Below are 19,541 nucleotides of genomic sequence, written 5' to 3'. Positions count from 1 at the left end.
CAAATTTTATTGATGAAAGGAGGTGAAAACAATGGCTAACTTTATCAAAATCCTTATGGGCAGCAACTCAAAGTCTGATTGCTGCAGCGTAGAAATCAAAGAAGTCCAGGAAACAGAAGAGAAAAACGAAGCTTGCTGCGGCGGGGATACTTCTTGCTGCTAGTTTTTTACAGCAAAAGGAAGACGGTGCAATTAGCATGGGTTTTCGTGCAATTAACAACATTTTCCGTGCAATTCCCTGACTTTACTGTGCAATTACAGGTAATCTTAGTGCGATTATCGCTCAACATTAAGAGAATAATTTTTCCAGCAAGCAAAAAAGGTGGAACCAGGCTCTAAAGTCGCCTGATCCCACCTTCTTTTTTACTCTTCTACCTCTAAAACGGGCATGATTTCCACTTTTATATTACGAATACGGTGATTTTCTACTTCCTTTACGATGATCCGCAGGTTTTCGTAGACAAATGTATCGCCGTTCACCGGAATGCTTTCCAATGTTTCAAAAATCCAGCCGCCCAGGTTGTGGTACGATGTATCCGGCATTGGCACATTGAACAATTCGGCAAAATCATCAAGATCGTAGGCCGCATCGAACTCATACGTGCTCTCATCGATCTTCGTCATGATGTTGACCTTTTCATCATGCTCATCCCAAATCTCGCCGACCAGCTCTTCAAGGATGTCTTCCAGCGTAATCAAGCCGCTCGTTCCGCCGAATTCATCAACGACGATGGCCATATGGCTCTTCGTCCTTTGAAGCTCAGGCAGCAGTGTCGCGATTTTCATCGACCTTACCACGAACATCGGCTGGCGCAGCATTTCACGGACATTAACCTCTTTATTCTGGATCAGTTCTGCAAAAAACTCACGTTCGGACAAGAATCCGATGATATTATCTATATTGTCCTCATAAACCGGCACCCGTGAGAAACGTTCTTCAAGGAAGATTTGCTTGATTTCCTCGAGTGGCTGGTTTACTTCGATTGTAATCATGTCCATTCGATGTGTTAAAATTTCGCCGACAAGAACATCGTTAAATTCCAGGGAACGGTGTACGAGCTCCCTTTCCTCATTATTGATGACACCCTCTTCTTCACTGATGTCGACCATTACCTTGATTTCTTCTTCGGTAACAGATGGCTGAGCTTCTCCATCCTTCGAGAACATCCTTGATACGAATGCCTTCAATTTACTGAAAAAGAAATTGATCGGCGTCAGAAGTTTGATCATCAATAGCAGGATACCGGAAATTTTTAACGAATACGTTTCTGCATTTTCCTTCGCTATCGACTTTGGCAATATTTCACCAAAAATCAGGATCAAGATCGTCATACCAAATGTACTTACGATAAGACCTGTGCTGGCTCCGAAGATATCAACAGCAACCTTGGATGAAATACTCGCCGCCGCAATATTTACAATATTATTACCTACTAGAATTGTAGACAGCGCGTCATCGAAATTCTCTGAAATATACAAAGCATTCTTGCTTCCAGCGCGGCCTTCAGATTCATAGTTTCGCAGCCTGATTCTATTGACGCTGGAAAAAGCGGTTTCTGCCGATGAAAAGAAGGCAGATAAAAGAATTAAAACACCTAATAAAATGACTAAACCTATGGGAACTTCCAAAAAAATTCACTCTCCGAAAAAAAATTTGTCAGAATATATTTTACAGGTCTAGAGTAAATAAATCAAATACTCTATCTCGGTATTGTTTATGTACGATTTACCCGGCGCATAGGTTTCATAATCAGAGATTTTTCATTTCCTTGCCTGTCAATTTATTCTTGCTGGATAAATTGATAGTGGGAATGACACGGTAGCCAAGATAAGCAAAGCCCGATCCTAGAATGGCACCCACGAGGATGTCCGCCGGATAATGCACGCCGGCCCAAATTCGTGAAAGACCAACTATCCCGGCAAGCAGAATCCATAAATATGTATGCTTTCTTTTAAACAGCCAGAACGTGACCGCCATCGTGAAAAAGATAATCGTGTGGTCACTTGGAAACGAGTTGTTCACTTCCATTTCAATTAATTGATTGACATCTGCAAGCGTTGCAAACGGCTGGTGATTAGAGTGGAACATGCCCCCAATTTTCCCGGCCACTTCCGCTAAAATAAGCGACACTAAACCGCTCATGATCATCAGCCTGTTCCCCGGCTTCCGGCTGAACAAGTATATCAGGACAGCCGCCGCTAACAGGTAAATCGCATTGTTAGCGATAAAGACCAAGACCGGATTCAAGGCCTCGAATTCCTTTCCAGCGTCATTAATCATTCTGAAAATCTCAATATTCATTCCTTAAAAACACTCTCCCCCTGAAAAATTAATTTGATTATACAATATTTTCCGCTGTCCAAAATAAAAAAATCGAAGGCCAGACAGCCCTCGATTCTCAGACAGGTAAATACTTATTATTACGATTGAAAGTTTCCGCGAATTCGTCGATCGATTCCAGGTTGAGATGTGAAATTTCTTCTGCAGATCCGCTCACGCTTTTCGCAATGATTTTCTCGAAGAAATTCATCTTTGAAAAAATGAATTCACCCCCGAACAACCCTTTCGCGATTGCCGCTTCCCTCAGGTTTGGAGGGAATGCATTCTCAAACTGGAGATTTGCATCCTGCCCTTCCCTCATGCAGCATAGAAACAGGCCAAGATTCTTTCTCTGCAACACATTCTCATGCTCTTTCATGAATTTCTTGATTTTCCCCTGAATGCTCCCAGCATGGATCGATCCGCCGATCATCACCGAATCAAACAACTCCAAATCTGAATGGAGCTTTGTCTTATCCAGGTTGATGGCAATGACATCTCCCTCAATCCGTTTTCGTAAAAGATGTGCCGCTTTTGCTGTCGTACCATGTGTTGAGCAGTAAACAATCAAACTCTTCATTCAATCGCCCCCATCAGCCCTTTGGTATTCCAGACCACCGTGCCTAGTCCATTTGGGTTCATTATAGCTTTAAGGTGGAGAAAAAGTGTGAGAGATGTATGGCAATTTCCTTACAATTTGAATGTTAAATGATAAGGTAAAACCCGTATAACTTCATACGAAGCCATTGTTGGCCCTACTTGTTACCGAGAACGCGGGGGCCCTTCCGTTTCGGGCACATTAGCTTCTAAAATGCGTTTTCTCCAACTCCAACAAATGCTGCTTCATGGCAATCCCACCGCGATAACCGGTAATCGCTCCGTTTTTGCCAATGACCCGGTGGCAAGGTACAGAAATCAGGACTGGATTGGCCCCGATCGCTGTTCCGACTGCCCGCACTGCAGCGGGTTTGCCGATTTTTCCTGCGATATCGGAATATGTATGGGTCTCGCCATAAGGGATTTCCTTCAGTGCTTCCCAGACTGCTTCCTGGAATGGTGTTCCTTTTACATCGACTGGCAGGGAAAATTGTAGGAGCTTTCCTTCTAGATATTCCGTCAATTCTTGCTTGTATGGTTTCATCATTTCTTCATTTTTCTCAAAAACAGCCCCAGGAAAACGTTTAGCCATAACTTCATAGTCCTCTTCAGGCGATCCAACATAGCATAGACCTTTTTCCGTTGCCGAGATATAAATTTCGTTGTGATTGAAATCAAGGATATCCCAATAGATTTTTTGTTCCATACTGCCCGACTCCCCCTTTTTCTCCATTATAACCAATAAATGAGCCTGATGCTTTCCAGGAAAATATTATTAATTCTAAATTTTCTTTACTCTAGTAAATTTTCCCTTTACGATGGATATGGAGTGTAAAACACTCCCAATAAATCAAAGGAGGTTAAGCAAAATGGACAATTCAAAAAAGAAGCTTATTTTAACGAAAAAGGAAGATGGCCCATAGTCGGGGAGGAGAATTGTAATGACACAATTGAACAAGGTAATTCAAATCGAGAAATATCACGAAGGGTTGGCGGCTGGAGTCGCTAAAATGTGGAATCTGAGCCGTGACGGATGGGGCGGCGATACGCGCGTCATGACAGAGGAGCAAGTGAAAAAGAAGGAGGCTAACTCAGACAATATCGAGCTTTATCTGGCACTGGACGGTGAAGAAGTCGCCGGATACTGCGGCTTGTCTGAGTATAAGGAGGATACGGGCTCACTGTATATCCCTCTGCTCAATGTCAGGCCTGATTACCAGGGGCACAAGATTGGCAAGAAGCTGCTGCTTCAGGCGCTGGAAAAAACGGTGGAGCTGGGCTGGCCGCGTCTTGACCTCTACACCTGGGCCGGGAATACGAAGGCCGTTCCGCTTTATAAAAAGTGCGGCTTTTTCTGGGAGGACCGGGATGACTCAACACACTTGATGAATTTCATTCCACAGGTCCTGAACACACCGCTGTTAAAACCTGTCTTTGAAAAATTGGATTGGTATGAGGACAGCACTAGAATGATAGAAGTGAAGCCCGACGGCCACAAGGAAAATGGCTTCACCTTCTATGAATATAGCTGGCAGAACGCCGAAACATCAGCACGAGTACTATTCGAACGAACAAGCCGAGGGATCTGTCTGATCGAAAATGATGAGTTCATTCTGCAACTGAAGATGGCCGACCATGAAGTGATCCAGGAAGAAGAGCGGGAGTTTAAAATCACGGTCGTGAACAAGGGCGCTGCACCGCTAAGCTTCAAGGTAAGCGGCATCGGCAATGAGCGTGTTAAGTATGATTTTTCAACGGAGCAATTGGTAGTTGATGAATCTACTATATCCGCTACCTTTACCGTTGAAAAAGGAGAAGAACCGAGCAACTGGCATACGCATCCTAGCATCAGGACGACTGTTTGGATCAATGAACTTGAATGCGAGTTGAAGCTTGGTGTCTTTCCGATCAATCCGGCAAAAATAGAAGCCAGCTACTCTGGCAATCTCTCTTTCCTTGAAAAAGAGACTTCAATTGAAGTTGAAATAACGAATAATCTGAGGGAGAATGCTGAGTTTCAATTAAGCTTTCCGGAGAGTGAGCAGGTTGTTTTAGGAAATAACAACATCACCACAAATGTTCCTGCCCGCGGCCGCAAGACGGTGTCTGTGCCGTTAACGGTAAAAAAGCATGGATTTTACAAGCCTGAGCTGACGATTACAGCAACAAAAACTGATGGACAAAAGCTGACTTACGAGCAGGATATCTCGGTTTCCTTCAAAGGTCCTGGCGCGAAGTTCGGCGGTGAGTCGAAGGATTGCTGGCATATTTTCAACGGCCTTGGACAGATCAATGTCCGCAAACGGGATTTGCTGACGACTGTTGCGAAAAGCACCAGTAAGCAGAATCTTCCTTTTGCCTTCCTGACACCAAAGCTTGGAAAACCATATTCGCTCGAGTTTACCAAGAAAAAACCTACATCTGTTACCTGGGAGGTCGATGATTCCTCGGTGTATTTAAAAATCTGCCTGGATTCAGCTGAGATGGAAGGTTTGCGTTTAACACAGACGTTCCGCTTATTTGGTGATGGAATTCTCCATACATGGGCAGAGGTTGAAAATAAGGGAGAAAGCACCCATCCTGATGTGGCCTTCAGCCAGCCTGTCCATCAAGATTTGGAGCAGGTTTACTTCCCGCTTGATGGCGAGGTTGTTTATTTTTCAGAAAATCGGATCATGGAAATTGGTGAGCTGGATCCAGAAAGAATCACTGGAAACTGGTATTTTTCCGAAGGGCATTTCGGACCGATTGGATTGGCCTGGTCTAAAGAGAGCAACGCTGGTCCTGAGAGCTGGCAGTTCATCATTGAGGACCAATTTGGAAAACTGGAGCCAGGCGCCAAAGCGGTGTCCGGAACCATCACCCTTTCACTTGGCGCTTTCCAGACTGTAGACGATTTCATTGCCTATGCAGAGCAAACCCCAGTCCATAAGAAAGCTGAAAGAACAACCGAACTGAGTTATCAATCAGACCAGCTCGTGATCAAGCCTGATGCTGATCCGGAATTCACTTTAAAAACATACCGAAACAGCTATCTGGATGGAACTTTAACCATCGGAAATGTGATCCATGAAATTACGGCAGAAATGGAGAAAACCTCTCATTCCGTGACAGTGCCAATAACAGCTTCACAGCCCGTGTCGATTCTCGAGGCTGCATATGATGGCAATGGAACAGAAGCTAGATTCAGAGAATTGCTGCTTTCTCCTGCTGGAAAGGTTATTAGCAACAGTGAAGGAAGCAGTATCTTCGTTGATAACGGAGACATCACCCTGAAGGCAGACCCAGCTTTTTATCCTGGAATCTATTCTATGGAAGTGAATGGCCACGAGTGGCTCGCCAATTCCTACCCAGAGTTGACGGCGAAGAGCTGGTGGAATCCATGGGCCGGCGGAATGAAGACCGCTCCGAGAGGAATCAACACCTTCTCACTGTTAAAAGAGAACAGTCATGCTGAAGTCGTTGAAATGGCGGACTGTGAAGGCAATAAGTGGAGCGGACTGGCAATCACTACAGAGTTCGAGGAACATAAGCAGTGGAAAGGCGTCCAGTATGTGCAATATTATTTGATGCTTCCAGGCGTGCCGGTTGTCGCCTCTTTTGCAAAGGTTACGGATGCTGGCGGAAAAAATCTTGCTGATGATGTTTGGATCACAGATCTCTTCGTCGGTGGCAATCAGCTGACCGATATACAGATTTCAGTCATTGACAGCCAGCAGGGGCATGCTTATCACGCAGGCAGTGAGGAAATTCCTCTGCTGTTGGATGGAGATTCGTATTTCACCTCGATCAACAGTGATGATAAGTTCTACTTGATTCCAAACAATGATGCGTCTCCAACTGATGCTTATACAAATAAAGAAGTTTTACAGCTCGTCTCAAAGCACCAGGGAGAATTCGAAAAAAGCGCTCCGCTGTTCCTATTTTTCGATGAGCGAAAGCTGACTGGAGACCTGCTGAAAAAACTGAGAAGAGTCCAATTTTAAAAGGAGAAACTATGAAAATCATCGATGCCCATATTCATCTATCAAACATTAAATCCTTTTATGAAACGGCGGAGAAGCTTTCGTTCGTTGACTACTCCACAGCTGGGATTCTAAAGGAGTTCGAGGAAGCCAATGTGGTTCTCGGAATCGGCATGGGCCTGACGGAAACCAATAAAATGGGCTTCCCGGATTATGAAGCCCGGACGCCGATGGTGCTCGATATGGAAGCAGAGCTCCCCGCCAACATTTTTTGCTGCGCTGGAGTGAATCCTTATGATCTGGATGAGTCAGCCCTTGCCCGGCTTGAAGAGGAACTGAAAAATCCCAAGACGGTCGGGATCAAGATCTATCTGGGGTACTACCCTTTTTATGCGTATGACAAAGTGTACGAACCGGTCTACAAGCTGGCCGCAAAATACCAGCTTCCTGTCGTGTTCCATACGGGCGATACCTATTCGGAACGCGGCTATCTGAAATATTCCCATCCGATGGCGATTGACGAGGTCGCCGTAAACCACCGCGATGTGAATTTCATGATGGCTCATTTCGGGGATCCATGGACGTTGACTGGAGCGGAAATCATCTATAAAAACCCTAACGTCTTTGCCGATTTATCCGGATTGATTGTCGGTACGAAGGCTGAACTGGATAAGCGCAGCCAGGGACGGTTCCTTGACCATCTGCGGCATGCGCTTGAGTTTGCCGATTCCTATGATAAGCTGCTGTTCGGCACAGACTGGCCTTTGATTCCAATCGGACCGTATATCGATTTTATCAAGGACCTGATTCCGGAGGAACATCATGAAGATGTATTTTACAATACCGCCCTGAAGGTGTTTCCGAAGATCAAGCCGTTTTTGGAGTAAAGCTTACGAGGTCCAGGTGCTGGTGCAAAAGCACAAAGAAGTCCCATTATCTCAATGATAATGGGACTTCTTTCGCCTTATAAAAAGAAAACCAAAACCTGTGACGCCACTGCAACAGAAATCAGGGCAAACGGATATGCTGCTGCATAAGCTATCGCCGGGTCTTCGGAATCCATCAACTGGTTAGTTGCGCCGAGTCCTGGTGTACTTGTCATTCCCCCGCACAATGCACCTAATGAGTGGATGATGCTCAGTCGGAAAAGCTTTCTCGCGATGAAAAAGCCGGCTAGGACTGGCAGGATAGTAATGATCGCACCTCCGATGACAAGGTTGAATCCTTCCTGCTGGATGACCTGCACGATTCCTTTACCAGCTGTAGTACCAGCGCCGGCTAGGAATAAAACGAGTCCAATGTCGCGAATGACCTGGTTTGACGGCTGATAATAGCGCGCATGGATGGGGCCGAGTTTTCCGAAGTGGCCGATGATCAAGGCGATGAACAATGGCCCGCCGGCGACACCGAATGTAATCGTTCCGAGTTTCGGGAAATGGAACGGAATCATACCGGCCAGCACTCCTAACAGCAAAACTAAGCTTAGCGACAGGATATGGATATTGGTAACCGTCAGCTTTTTCCTGCTGAACAGCTTTTCGACGTCATCCAAACGGTCTTCACTGCTGACAAGGGTCAGGACATCCCCTCGCTCCAGCCGCCATTTTGAGCTCTGGTTGAATTCAAATCCTCCTCGTTCAATTCTTGTAACTGTGACACCATAGGTCCGCCTCAATTCTAGCTCCCTGATCGTCTTCCCGATCAACTCAAGCGAATCCACTGTCACCTTGCGAAGCTCAACATTATCATGGTTCTCGACATTCGTCTCGACTTCTTTGCCGATATCACCGCATAAACGTTCCAAATCACTCCGCAGGCCGACAGCAACGAGCCTGTCCCCCACTAAAATAACCGTATCATTGAGGGCGATGATATTTCGGTCCCCGCGGATGACGCGGCTGATGACGACCGTATTATATTGATTGAACTCCAGTTCTTTTAAGGTTCTTTTATTGATAGATGGATCTGTCACCTCTATGGTGATCACTTCTGGCGATTCATCATTGCGTATTGGGCCTGATTTCTTTTTCAAATCTTCCGCTAAGTCCACCTTGAGCACACGCGGCAAAAGCTGGACGAACAGCACAACCGCAAGGACGCCGAATGGATATGCTATTCCATAGCCGACCGACGCGAGCGGGTCACCGGTTGCCTGAAGTGCAGCCGCAAGTCCCGGTGTACTCGTCAGCGCTCCGGTCATGATTCCGATACTTAGGGCCGGAGACAGATTGAACAGCTTGGACACAGCAATCGTCGTGACGGATGCAACGAGAACGATCAACAGGCTGATGATGCCAAAAACGATCCCGCTCGTTTTCATCATCCGGAAAAAGCGCGGTCCTGCTGATAAGCCAACTGCCACGATAAATAATCCGAGGCCAAGCTGCTGGATGACCGGCGACACCTGGTAGCCGAAATGGCCGAATACCATCGCCGCCAGCAAGACACCTGATGTTCCAAGGCTGAGCCCCCGTATTTTGATTTCTCCCAGCGCAGAGCCAAGAAATAATATGACAAATAGTAAAATTAATGGTTCCTCAAGCAAACCAATTATGCCGTCCACAGATGATTCCTCCAATGATTGCGATTGTGAAAATCCACACAACTTAGAATATCACGATGCCTAAATTATTCATAACCAGACAGTGACGAATTTAGTACAAAACTACATCAGGTCGAAAAAACTTTTTCATTATTATGCTTTTATGCGTTTTCCTCAAAAAAGGTATCTGTAAACGGTTATTTTGGCGCTCTTTCAGTAGATGCTCGGCATTTTTACTAGCTGCGAACTCCGATTGTATAGCAATACATAGAAAGAATATCTCTTTTATAGCTACCTGTTTATCTTTATAGCGACTTTTCCTTTTATATAGCGACTTTTCTACTCTTATAGCGAATTCATCTTTTATATAGCGACTTCTCTTTTTATATAGCGACTTGGAAAATTTCGCTCTTTTTTTCCAATTGAAAAAGAGACCCATTGCTGAGTCTCTTTCCGCTTATATCACTTCATAGACATCCTGGGAGGATTCCAGGATATGATCTGGTTTTGGCTGGCTGATTTTGGCTTTGTGGCTGGCGATATGGTCGGGATGCTTCTCCCAGTTCTTCCAGTCCTGCTCGGATTGCCAGCTGATCATGACCATGACTTCTTCATCGCCACGGCGGCTCTTTTTAACGAGAACCTGCTTATCCAGGAAGCCTGGCTGCTGTTCGATCAACATGCCTTTTTTCGAGAAGCGCTCAACAACCTGGCTGGAATGTCCTTCTTTCACTAAAATTCTCTTAATTTGATAGAACATTATAATGCTGACCTCACTTCATCAATCATGGATTGCATAGACTGCAAGCCTCCGCCGCTCAGGTACCAGTTTGTGCCGTCAAGGTAGATGATTTTGCCGTTCTTGAAGGCATCAGTCTTTTTCACAAGTTCATTTTCGATTGTTTCCTTCGCGCCGACTTCGCCACCTACAGCTGCGGTACGGTCAATGACAAACAGGATTCCAGGGTTTTTCTCTAGCACATATTCAAATGTGATGCTCTGGCCGTGAGTGGATGCTTCGATATTTTCATCTGCAGCCTTGAAGCCGAATACATCGTGCAAGAAACCGTAACGGGATCCGGCACCATAAGCGCTGACCTTGCCTTCATTCGCCAGCACAAGCAATGCTTTCTCATCTGCAGCAGACGCCTCTTTATTGATTTCATCTATGCTTTTATTGACTTCCGCTAATTTTTCCGTCACAACCTCTTCTTTTTCAAAAATCTCACCAATCAGCTTCATGTTCTTTTCAAAGGATTCCATGTATTTTGTATAGTCCATGCCAACGAAAACAGTCGGAGCGATTTCCTCGAATTGGTCATACAATTCAGCCTGTCTCGCGGAAATGAAAATGACGTCTGGCTTCATTGCGTGGATGGCTTCGAAATCTGGTTCTTTCAAGCTGCCGACATTCGTGTATTCCTTGCCAGCGTATTTTTCAAGATATTCAGGAACGATTGCCTGTGGAACGCCTGTAACCTCTACACCGAGTTCATCAAGGGTATCCAGTACACCGAAATCGAAAACGACAACTTTTTCAGGACTCTTTTTGATAGTTGCTTCTCCATATTCATGCTTGATTATCATTTCGTCTTTTCCTGCTGCTGCGGTTGTTTCTGCTTTTTCATCAGAACCACATGCTGCCAATGCAAATACCATCGCTAAAACAAGTGCTAGTAAACTAAGTTTTTTCATAGTTAAACTCCCCTTTTACTAAGAATTAAAATAAACACAGATCCGGCAATTGTTCATTTCCTGGATTGGAATATCCATATCGTAAATTTCTTTTAAGGCTTCAGACTGGATGATTTCTCTCGTTGGGCCATCCTTGACGACTTTTCCATCCTTCAGGGCGACGATGCGATCCGAATAGACGGATGCAAAGTTGATATCATGCAGGACGATGACGACGGTTTTACCAAGGTCATCGACAAGCTGGCGCAGGATTTTCATGATCTGGACCGAATGCTTCATGTCCAGGTTGTTCAACGGTTCATCGAGCAGGATATACTCCGTATCCTGAGCGATGACCATCGCGATGAACGCACGCTGCTTCTGGCCGCCTGACAGTTCGTCGAGATAGCTGTCCTGCATCTCGGCCAGATGCATGTACTCAATCGCCTGGTCGACGAATCGCTCATCCTCCTCAGTCAGCCTCCCTTTTGAGTAAGGGAACCTTCCGAACGATACCAGCTCGCGAATCGTCAGGCGAACATTCATGTAATTTGACTGCTTCAAGATCGAAACAATCTTGGAAAATTCATTCGACTTCATCTTCCTGACATCGGTCTGGTCGATAAGCACTTCCCCGGAGTCAGCATCGAGCAAGCGGCTGACCATCGAAAGCAGCGTCGATTTCCCGGCTCCATTCGGCCCGATGAATGACGTGATCTGCCCTCTTTGGATATTGACAGTCACATCTTCAACGACACTCTTTTTCCCATAAAATTTGGACAGTGAACGAACTGTGATCATGAGGATCGACTCTCCTTCAGCAGTAAGTAGATGAAATATACGCCACCGACGAAATTGATGATGACACTAAGCGTGGTGGAGAATGTGAAGACTCTTTCCACGACCCATTGGCCGCCCACGAGAGAAATCACGCTGATTAAAATCGCTCCACTGATCAGGACGCTATGCTTGTAGGTTTTGAAAGCTTGATAGGATAGATTCGCAACAATCAAACCTAAAAAAGTAAGCGGTCCTACAAGGGCTGTGGAAATCGAAATGAATACGGCAACGAGCACGAGCATTTTTTTTACAATAGAATCATAGGGAACTCCAAGGTTGATCGCATTTTCCCTGCCGAGCGACAGCACATCAAGATAGGATGTGAACCTCCAGGCATAAACGATCAGCAGGACAATCAGTCCGATCGCAAGCCAGACAAGGTCGGTGTTGATATTGTTGAAGCTGGCAAACATCCTGTCCTGGACCACCTGGAACTCATTCGGGTCGATCAGCACCTGCAGGAATGTCGTAATGCTGGAAAAGAAGGTTCCAACGATGATTCCCACCAGCAGCAAAAAGTAGATTGGTTGATTTCCTTTTTTAAAAAGAAGCCGGTAAAGCAGCAAGGCGAACACAACCATGATGGCCACTGTTAAAATGAAGTTCACCTGTTTATTGACGACTGTCACATGGCCGGAACCGAGGAAGAAAATCAGCACGGTCTGCAGCAGCATGTAAAGCGAATCGAGTCCGATGATGCTTGGCGTCAGGATGCGGTTGTGGCTGATTGTCTGGAAAACGACGGTTGAATAGGCAATCGCCACTCCGGTGATGATCATGGCAGCCACTTTCATCGCCCGTCCCGGCAGGGCATAATCGAAGCTCCCATTCAGATCATGGAATAAATACAGCATGCTCGCACCAATTGCGATTAAAGCAAGGAGGATTAATTTTACTGAGTTACGCATAAGCCTTCCTCCTAAACAACAGGTACAAGAAAATTCCGCTGCCGATGACGCCGACCATCAGGGAAATCGAAATTTCGTACGGATAAATCAGGACGCGCCCGAGTATGTCCGTGACAAGAAGGAAATTAGCGCCAAGCAGAGCTGTGTGCGGCAGTGTTTTTTGCAGGTGGTCGCCCTTGAAAATCGAAATGATGTTCGGGATGATCAGCCCGAGGAACGGAATCATTCCAACTGTCAGTACGACTGTCGCTGTAATCAATGCAACAAGGATCAACCCGATGTTGACGACCCGTTTGTAGGCGAGCCCCAGGTTTTTTGAAAAGTCTTCTCCCATTCCCGCTACCGTGAAGCGATTGGCGAATAAATAGGCAATCACCAGGATTGGAATGCTTATGTACAGCAACTCATAGCGCCCCTTCATGATCATCGAAAAATCACCCTGCAGCCACGCGGACATGTTCTGGATGACATCGGCTTTGTAAGCAAAGAATGTCGATATGGATGATAGGATATTACCCAGCATCATCCCAACAAGCGGAATGAAAATCGCGTCCTTGAACTTGATCCGGTCAAGGATTTGCATGAACAAGAACGTTCCCGCCAGCGCGAATACAAACGCAATCAGCATTTTCTCAATCGTGGACGCGTTTGCAAAAAACAGCATCGAAACGAGAATGCCCAATCTCGTTGCATCGAGCGTGCCGGCCGTTGTCGGTGATACAAACTTATTCCGGCTGAGCTGCTGCATGATCAGACCGGCAATGCTCATCCCTGCGCCAGCAAGCAGGATTGCAATCAGCCGCGGCACCCTGCTGATCAGGAAGATTTCTGTTTCCTCCGATTGAAAATCAAGCAGCTCCATCGGCGTTATGCGGCTTACTCCCACAAACAGGGAAAGCAATGAAAGGATGATCAAGGATGTAAACAAGTAACGCTTTTTCATTTTCTTTGCTCCTACTCTGTATCGATAGATAATGAAAATCATTATCAATTAACCTATTTAAATATTAAATCGTCTTAATAATAAAAGTCAATAACTAATTGAGAACTTTTTTCATTTAGATTTCAATAAAGTGGGAATATGTCGCAGAATTTTCAAATTCAAGGGTGTTGTTTTGTAATGGGCTATTAGTAAAAGCGCTTAGAATCAAGGGGGACTATCCCATACTTGCCTTGGTGAGAATGGGGATCAGGTTCTGACAGCTTTTCTATCTTTTCCTCCGAACCTGTCTGAAGTTGATTGATCTTCTGACAGCTTTTCTGCCTTTTCCTCCAAACCTGTCTGAAGTTGGGCGATCTTCTGACAGCTTTTCTGCCTTTTCCTCCAAACCTGTCTGAAGTTGGGCGATGTTCTGACAGCTTTTCTGCCTTTTCCTCCAAACCTGTCTGAAGTTGAGCGATTTTCTGACAGCTTTTCTATCATTTCCTCCAAACCTGTCTGAAGTTGATTGATCTTCTGACAGCTTTTCTATCTATTCCTCCAAACCTGTCTGAAGTTGATTGATCTTCTGACAGCTTTTCTGCCTTTTCCTCCAAACCTGTCTGAAGTTGATTGATGTTCAGACAGCTTTCCTGCCTTTTCCTCCAAACCTGTCTGAAGTTGGGCGATCTTCTGACAGCTTTCCTGCCTTTTCCTCCAAACCTGTCTGAAGTTGATTGATCTTCTGACAGCTTTTCTATCTATTCCTCCAAACCTGTCTGAAGTTGATTGATCTTCTGACAGCTTTTCTGCCTTTCCCTCCAAACCTGTCTGAAGTTGATTGATCTTCTGACAGCTTTTCTATCTATTCCTCCAAACCTGTCTGAAGTTGGGCGATCTTCTGACAGCTTTTCTGCCTTTTCCTCCAAACCTGTCTGAAGTTGATCGATGTTCTGACAACTTTTCTCCCTTTTCATCCAAACCTGTCCGAAGTTGATTGATCTTCTGACAGCTTGTCCTCCTTTTCCTCCGAACCTGTCTGAAGTTGGGCGATCTTCTGACAGCTTTTCTATCATTTCCTCCAAACCTGTCTGAAGTTGAGCGATCTTCTGACAGCTTGTCCTAAGTTTTATCTGCACATGAAAAAAAGCCCCTATCAGGAGCTTAGATCCAATGACTTTTCAAGCAGCTTTTGATGCCTTATTTCGAATTTATGGATGTGGTTCATTTCTTCCAGCAGGTCGTGTATTGAGACGAGTTCATAATAGATGACGGTTTCTTCTGAGAATCGGTGGGATTTTGCTTCACGCTCATCTACCTCACGTCTTAGTAGTCCCAGCAGTTCCTTGACGATGGCGTCATGAGATTCATCCATTGCGAAATCGGGATGGTGGAAGGCGGACTTGATCGATTTCACCATGTTTTCGACGACCTGTGCTTTCTCTTCTGGCAGGTGCATAGAGGGCAAGGAAATGAGATTACCCACGTGATAATGGACTTGTCTCAAAATCGTCAGTTTCTTGAATTCATAATGGATATTCCGCATATCTTTCCGGTCGAATTGATGAAGCTTCCATTCTTTCTTTTGGTGCTTGCATAGTGTTTCAATCGCTTCCATATCTTTCAGGATTCTTTGGAAATCTGCCCTTGTTTCCCGGTGTAAAGGCTGATGTTTTGTGATTTCAGTTCCCCTGCCTTCTATCAAGTCCCCTGTTTCCACAACCAATTGCTTAATTTTTGCCTTTATCGATTTTGAATAGTCAGGTCGAATCACAAGCAGGTTCACAAGGGTTGACACCGTAAGCCCGGTCAAAGTCGTTCCAAGCCGGATGAAAAAGTTGGACAGATAATGGTCCTGGACAGTTGAAATCATCGCAACGCCCGTCAGCACTGCCACCAGCGCCCCTTCCTGCAGGTGCAGCCTGTGGCAGGCAATAATTGTCGCAACAGCAACGAGCGTATAGGTTAGCGGGCTGTCACCGAATGCAAAGTTGAAGACGACCGAAAAAGCCGCACCTATCGCTGAGGCCGGGAATCTCACATATGCTTTTCTTATCGAATCTGCCGCGGTAGGTTCAATCGTCACGATCGCTGTAATCACGGCAAACATCGGCGGCCAGCCTAACAGCTCGCAGATCACCGCCGTAATGAACACAGCAATCCCCGTTTTCAGAACCCTTCCTCCGACAAAATTAAATTTTTCCAGTATAGCCATTCTGCATTCCTCATTTTTAAATACATACATTCATTATACTGTAAGGGAGCCTGATACCAAAAAGAGCCCCTATAAAAAGGGACTCCTAACTTAATTGATCACATATCCGCCTCCGCTGACCTCGGTATCAGCCGGAACAATGATATAGATGAAATCCAGACCTTCCATCATGCCATATCCACTGGTGAATTGCTCTTCGTCTTCGCTGAACTGAGTAAATGGAAATGCGTTTTTGTACTTAACAAGCTTGATATTCAAAGGATCCCGCGGGAAGATTTTCAGAGTGTCTCTACTTAACTCAATATCTGGTGATTCGAAGCGATCAGTTATATCGATATTGTCGATATAAGAATAAGTAGAGTAATGTGTCACTTCTACTTTCCCGACAAGAGATTTATCCTTTTCGATGAACACCATTGAATTATCCATAGCCCTTATATCCAGACTCTTCTCATCAAAAGGGAAATCCCAGGATTCTTTTTTGGTGAGTCCTTCCGCTTCCTCAATTTTGCCCGATTCTACTGTATGATAGATATCGTTATTCAACCGATCATTTTCCGCTAATTGCTTATCCGTAAGATATTTGCCTTTTATAGTATCCTCCACAGGAACCATAAGTGAGACTATGCCCGCGACAAGCAGGATGGTGAGGTAACCTGCAAAGACTTTTGTGATGACACTGCCACTCATGAATCTGGAACCCAGAAATCTATTTGAAAAGCTTCCGAAACTTACGATCAGCAAAATGATAAATAATAGTAAAACTACAAAACTCATTTCCTCACCTCCAGGCTGTTCGAGATCCAGGCCGCTATTCCGTAGGCAAGCGCGGATGTCAGCAGCACTTTTACTAAAAATAGCAGAAAGGATGTTTCTCTTACAAAAATTTGGCCAATATCAATCACATAGGTTGACTCACTCGCCAGGAACACATTTAAAAATAAGCTTCCGAAAAGGAGGGCAGGAAGGATTATGGTAAAAATCTTGTTCCTTTGTACCAGCATCCCGACCATATAGCCCAGTGCTGTGAACAGGAACAAATATAGAATTGTAGCAGCAAGACCTTCTGTCATTTGCATCACTGTCATCGGCTGGCTTTCAATGAATTCCCGGTCCTTCTGGAATAAAAATGCCAGCTTCAATGATTGGCTTGCAAGCACAAAGGTGATCCCGCCGATGACACTTGCCAATCCAAGGAACAGGATATTCGATAAATGACTGCTCAGCCTGTTGGCCACAAAAGAGTAATCATCATAACGATAAGCCTGGGTGGTAACGATGATCGCTGAGATGAAAGCCCAGATCATCATAAAAACGAGAATGAAATTGCCAGAGTAATAGTTCATATCATAGCTGAAAGATTCCGATCCTCCGCCACCGCCCCCTTCTCCGCCAAGCGAAAAGAGAAGCCCCATAATCTGCAGCATCATCAAGGAAGTGAATACTCCCCGATAGGATTTCATCTTAAAACGAAATTGTTTTTTTACGACATCCCAAAGGCTAACCTTTGTTAAATACATCATCTATCCCGCCTTTCTCCTGGCTCGTCAAGTACAGACAGAGGTCTTCGTTAGAAATCGTCGAGAACTCAAGGCCGTTTTTCATCGCTGTGGCGATCTGGTCATCGGAAAGATCATTGCGAATCACCGCATAGATTCTTCGGAATTCAGCATTGCTTTTGTGAAATACCTCGTGGCCGCGGAGCCAGTTTTTCATACCTTCCTCTTTTCCGCTGACAACCACCGCATATTCACGCAGTTCTTCAATTGGCATATGCAAAAATTGCTTGCCATCCTTAAGGAGCAGGATGTCTTCAAGGATATCCTCCACCTCGTTCAAGTGATGGCTTGAAATGATAATTGTCCGGGGATTAGCGATATAGTCTTTCAAGAGCGCCCGGTAAAAGTCCTTTCTGACCCCCGCATCCATGCCGTTTGTCGGTTCGTCGAAAATGGTCAACGGGCATCTTGCCGCCAGACCTATAATCGCATTGAAGGTATTTCTCATGCCCTTTGATAACCCGGCATGTGTCTGCTTCGGGTCGAGGCGGAAATACTCAAGCAGATTCCGCGCCAATTTCATATCCCAGTTATGATAAAAATCACCCGCTGTTTCCAGCAGCTCCCCGAGATTCAATGCGGCAGGCAGATTCATATCATTATCCACCATGATCATGTTGGCAAATACCGTTAGATTATTGAATGGATTCTCTCCAAACACTCTGACCTCGCCTGAACTCTCACGCATGAAACCGGAAGCGATTTTCAGCATCGTCGTCTTTCCTGCACCATTCCTGCCAATCAGGCCGGTAATCTTATTTTCTCCGAGGGAAAACGAAAGATTATCCAACGCATTTTTCTTCCTATATGTTTTCGTTACATTTTCGAACTCCAGTACACTCATCATGAATCCCCCTTCAAATCCCGTTTGGCTTCCTGGATCATCTCGATTAATTCCTCTTCCGTCACCTTGAGATGCTCCGCTTCCCGCACCAACTCAGCCACCAATGACTTCAATGTCTGGTTCCTCCGTTTCGCCATGATGATCTTCTTCGCATCCTCCGATACAAACATCCCAAGGCCACGCTTTTTATAAACAATGTTTTCATCCGCCAAAATATTCAACCCTTTTGCCGCTGTCGCCGGATTGATATTCAGCATTTCCGCAAGCTGATATTGTGAAAAAACCTTTTCATCCCTCTTGATACTCTCACTGAGAATCTCCGTTTCCAGCCACTCAGCGATTTGGACATAAATCGGCTTCATGCTATCTGAATTAAGGATCAATCCCGCACCTCCTTTTAACAGGCCATATAGTGCATTACTGTTGTAATGTACTGTATAATACAATATGCAAGATCACAAGGGATATTTAACCAATTTTAGAAATTAATCAGTTGATGAGTTAATTTGGTGAGAGTGTATGGGGGGAACCTAATTAGGAGTGAGGAATATTCTTCCATAAACAAAAATCTGGTTAAAATTAGCCTCATTAATCCACTTAGGGTGATATTTAGAGAAATAATTCAGGCTTCATCCCAAATAACACTGACTATCCTCATCATATTTAATAGTCCAACGGGTTATTGCACCGATAACTGAGATAATTGCACGATCAAGCGGGATTATTGCACGGATAATCAGCATAATTGCTCGGTCATAGATGTTAATTGCACCGTTTAGTAAGATAATTGCACTTTCACCCTAATTTTGGAAATATGTTCGAACATCCGGAGAGATCTCCCCACATAAAAAACCCCCTCGCATTTCGCGAGGGGGGAACATCCTATAACACTTTTGTCTTTTCCAGCGGGCTTTCGATCTTCATAAGTTCCAGCTTCATCTTGTCCGTTTCAAGCAGGTAGTTTTCATGCTTCAATCTTTCGAGCTCGATTTCGTCTTTAATCATGTTGTGTTTGATTTTGGCTACTCTTTGATAATGGCTGGTGACGATCGCGACAAGCGGAATCGAGAATACCATTATGATCGTTATGGTTCCTGTCATGGAACTTCACTCCAAATCTATCATGATTTTACCCTTATCATAACAAAAACAGGAAAA

Annotated in this window: 21 protein-coding genes; 3 read left to right on the top strand and 18 right to left on the bottom strand. The window is 45.0% G+C overall.

Translation table 11 applies throughout. The annotated features are described in order from the left end of the window. The first annotated feature begins 31 nt into the window (after positions 1 to 31). On the top strand, positions 32 to 163 hold the full coding sequence (locus tag RH061_RS03675; RefSeq protein ID WP_285290787.1) for a hypothetical protein: 132 nt from the start codon (positions 32 to 34) through the stop codon (positions 161 to 163). Between the two features lie 200 nt (positions 164 to 363). Here RH061_RS03675 and RH061_RS03670 read toward each other — a convergent pair whose 3' ends face one another. The 4 genes from RH061_RS03670 to RH061_RS03655 all read right to left on the bottom strand — a co-directional run bounded on the left by RH061_RS03670 (position 364) and on the right by RH061_RS03655 (position 3,623). Beyond that, complete coding sequence (locus RH061_RS03670) at positions 364 to 1,629, bottom strand: hemolysin family protein (RefSeq protein WP_311074019.1); 1,266 nt, start codon at positions 1,627 to 1,629, stop codon at positions 364 to 366. 121 nt (positions 1,630 to 1,750) lie between these two features. Further along, a complete protein-coding gene (locus RH061_RS03665) occupies positions 1,751 to 2,302 on the bottom strand; it encodes an undecaprenyl-diphosphatase (protein ID WP_311074017.1) in 552 nt (183 codons plus the stop codon). A 97-nt stretch (positions 2,303 to 2,399) separates the two neighbouring features. Continuing rightward, positions 2,400 to 2,900 carry a flavodoxin domain-containing protein gene (locus tag RH061_RS03660; protein ID WP_311074016.1) on the bottom strand — a complete coding sequence of 167 codons (501 nt, stop codon included), beginning with the start codon at positions 2,898 to 2,900 and terminating at the stop codon, positions 2,400 to 2,402. A 219-nt stretch (positions 2,901 to 3,119) separates the two neighbouring features. Beyond that, complete coding sequence (locus RH061_RS03655) at positions 3,120 to 3,623, bottom strand: methylated-DNA--[protein]-cysteine S-methyltransferase (protein ID WP_311074014.1); 504 nt, start codon at positions 3,621 to 3,623, stop codon at positions 3,120 to 3,122. 235 nt (positions 3,624 to 3,858) lie between these two features. Here RH061_RS03655 and RH061_RS03650 point away from each other — a divergent pair, with 235 nt between their 5' ends. After that, positions 3,859 to 6,903 carry a GNAT family N-acetyltransferase gene (locus tag RH061_RS03650; protein WP_311074013.1) on the top strand — a complete coding sequence of 1,015 codons (3,045 nt, stop codon included), beginning with the start codon at positions 3,859 to 3,861 and terminating at the stop codon, positions 6,901 to 6,903. Between the two features lie 11 nt (positions 6,904 to 6,914). Continuing rightward, positions 6,915 to 7,769, top strand: coding sequence for an amidohydrolase family protein (locus RH061_RS03645; RefSeq protein ID WP_311074012.1), 855 nt, complete (start codon positions 6,915 to 6,917; stop codon positions 7,767 to 7,769). A 77-nt stretch (positions 7,770 to 7,846) separates the two neighbouring features. Here the strand turns inward: RH061_RS03645 and RH061_RS03640 are convergent, their stop codons facing one another. The 14 genes from RH061_RS03640 to RH061_RS03575 all read right to left on the bottom strand — a co-directional run bounded on the left by RH061_RS03640 (position 7,847) and on the right by RH061_RS03575 (position 19,484). Then, on the bottom strand, positions 7,847 to 9,445 hold the full coding sequence (locus tag RH061_RS03640; protein WP_311074010.1) for an aspartate:alanine exchanger family transporter: 1,599 nt from the start codon (positions 9,443 to 9,445) through the stop codon (positions 7,847 to 7,849). Positions 9,446 to 9,881: 436 nt separating this feature from the next. Next, the gene (locus tag RH061_RS03635) at positions 9,882 to 10,184 is read right to left on the bottom strand and encodes an antibiotic biosynthesis monooxygenase family protein (protein WP_311074009.1); all 303 of its coding nucleotides are present in this window, start codon (positions 10,182 to 10,184) and stop codon (positions 9,882 to 9,884) included. Further along, the gene (locus RH061_RS03630) at positions 10,184 to 11,119 is read right to left on the bottom strand and encodes a siderophore ABC transporter substrate-binding protein (RefSeq protein WP_311074007.1); all 936 of its coding nucleotides are present in this window, start codon (positions 11,117 to 11,119) and stop codon (positions 10,184 to 10,186) included. The genes RH061_RS03635 and RH061_RS03630 overlap by 1 nt, the downstream gene beginning before the upstream one ends. Positions 11,120 to 11,137: 18 nt before the next feature. After that, a complete protein-coding gene (locus tag RH061_RS03625) occupies positions 11,138 to 11,899 on the bottom strand; it encodes an iron ABC transporter ATP-binding protein (RefSeq protein WP_311074006.1) in 762 nt (253 codons plus the stop codon). After that, entirely contained in the window at positions 11,896 to 12,846 is a 951-nt protein-coding gene (locus tag RH061_RS03620) for an iron chelate uptake ABC transporter family permease subunit (RefSeq protein ID WP_311074005.1), read from the bottom strand. Before RH061_RS03620 ends, RH061_RS03625 begins: the two co-directional genes overlap by 4 nt. Beyond that, on the bottom strand, positions 12,839 to 13,789 hold the full coding sequence (locus RH061_RS03615) for an ABC transporter permease (protein WP_311074004.1): 951 nt from the start codon (positions 13,787 to 13,789) through the stop codon (positions 12,839 to 12,841). Before RH061_RS03615 ends, RH061_RS03620 begins: the two co-directional genes overlap by 8 nt. A 246-nt stretch (positions 13,790 to 14,035) precedes the next feature. After that, positions 14,036 to 14,269: a hypothetical protein gene (locus tag RH061_RS03610; RefSeq protein WP_311074003.1), complete on the bottom strand. Its 234-nt coding sequence runs from the start codon at positions 14,267 to 14,269 to the stop codon at positions 14,036 to 14,038. Positions 14,270 to 14,526: 257 nt separating this feature from the next. Further along, positions 14,527 to 14,904, bottom strand: a complete 378-nt coding sequence (locus RH061_RS03605; RefSeq protein ID WP_311074001.1) for a hypothetical protein — start codon at positions 14,902 to 14,904, stop codon at positions 14,527 to 14,529. Between the two features lie 17 nt (positions 14,905 to 14,921). After that, positions 14,922 to 15,980 (bottom strand): aromatic acid exporter family protein, encoded by a 1,059-nt coding sequence (locus RH061_RS03600; protein WP_311073999.1) that lies wholly within the window; start codon positions 15,978 to 15,980, stop codon positions 14,922 to 14,924. A 90-nt stretch (positions 15,981 to 16,070) separates the two neighbouring features. Beyond that, complete coding sequence (locus RH061_RS03595) at positions 16,071 to 16,757, bottom strand: hypothetical protein (protein WP_311073997.1); 687 nt, start codon at positions 16,755 to 16,757, stop codon at positions 16,071 to 16,073. Then, the gene (locus RH061_RS03590) at positions 16,754 to 17,503 is read right to left on the bottom strand and encodes a hypothetical protein (RefSeq protein ID WP_311073995.1); all 750 of its coding nucleotides are present in this window, start codon (positions 17,501 to 17,503) and stop codon (positions 16,754 to 16,756) included. Before RH061_RS03590 ends, RH061_RS03595 begins: the two co-directional genes overlap by 4 nt. Continuing rightward, positions 17,481 to 18,386, bottom strand: a complete 906-nt coding sequence (locus RH061_RS03585) for an ABC transporter ATP-binding protein (RefSeq protein ID WP_311073993.1) — start codon at positions 18,384 to 18,386, stop codon at positions 17,481 to 17,483. Before RH061_RS03585 ends, RH061_RS03590 begins: the two co-directional genes overlap by 23 nt. Next, positions 18,383 to 18,766, bottom strand: coding sequence for a GntR family transcriptional regulator (locus tag RH061_RS03580; RefSeq protein WP_311073991.1), 384 nt, complete (start codon positions 18,764 to 18,766; stop codon positions 18,383 to 18,385). The genes RH061_RS03585 and RH061_RS03580 overlap by 4 nt, the downstream gene beginning before the upstream one ends. A 499-nt stretch (positions 18,767 to 19,265) precedes the next feature. Continuing rightward, positions 19,266 to 19,484, bottom strand: coding sequence for a hypothetical protein (locus tag RH061_RS03575; protein ID WP_311073989.1), 219 nt, complete (start codon positions 19,482 to 19,484; stop codon positions 19,266 to 19,268). Positions 19,485 to 19,541 lie beyond the last annotated feature (57 nt).

The organism is Mesobacillus jeotgali (assembly GCF_031759225.1).
GTDB lineage: Bacteria > Bacillota > Bacilli > Bacillales > Cytobacillaceae > Mesobacillus > Mesobacillus jeotgali_B.
This window is presented reverse-complemented; position numbering and strand designations above follow the sequence as displayed.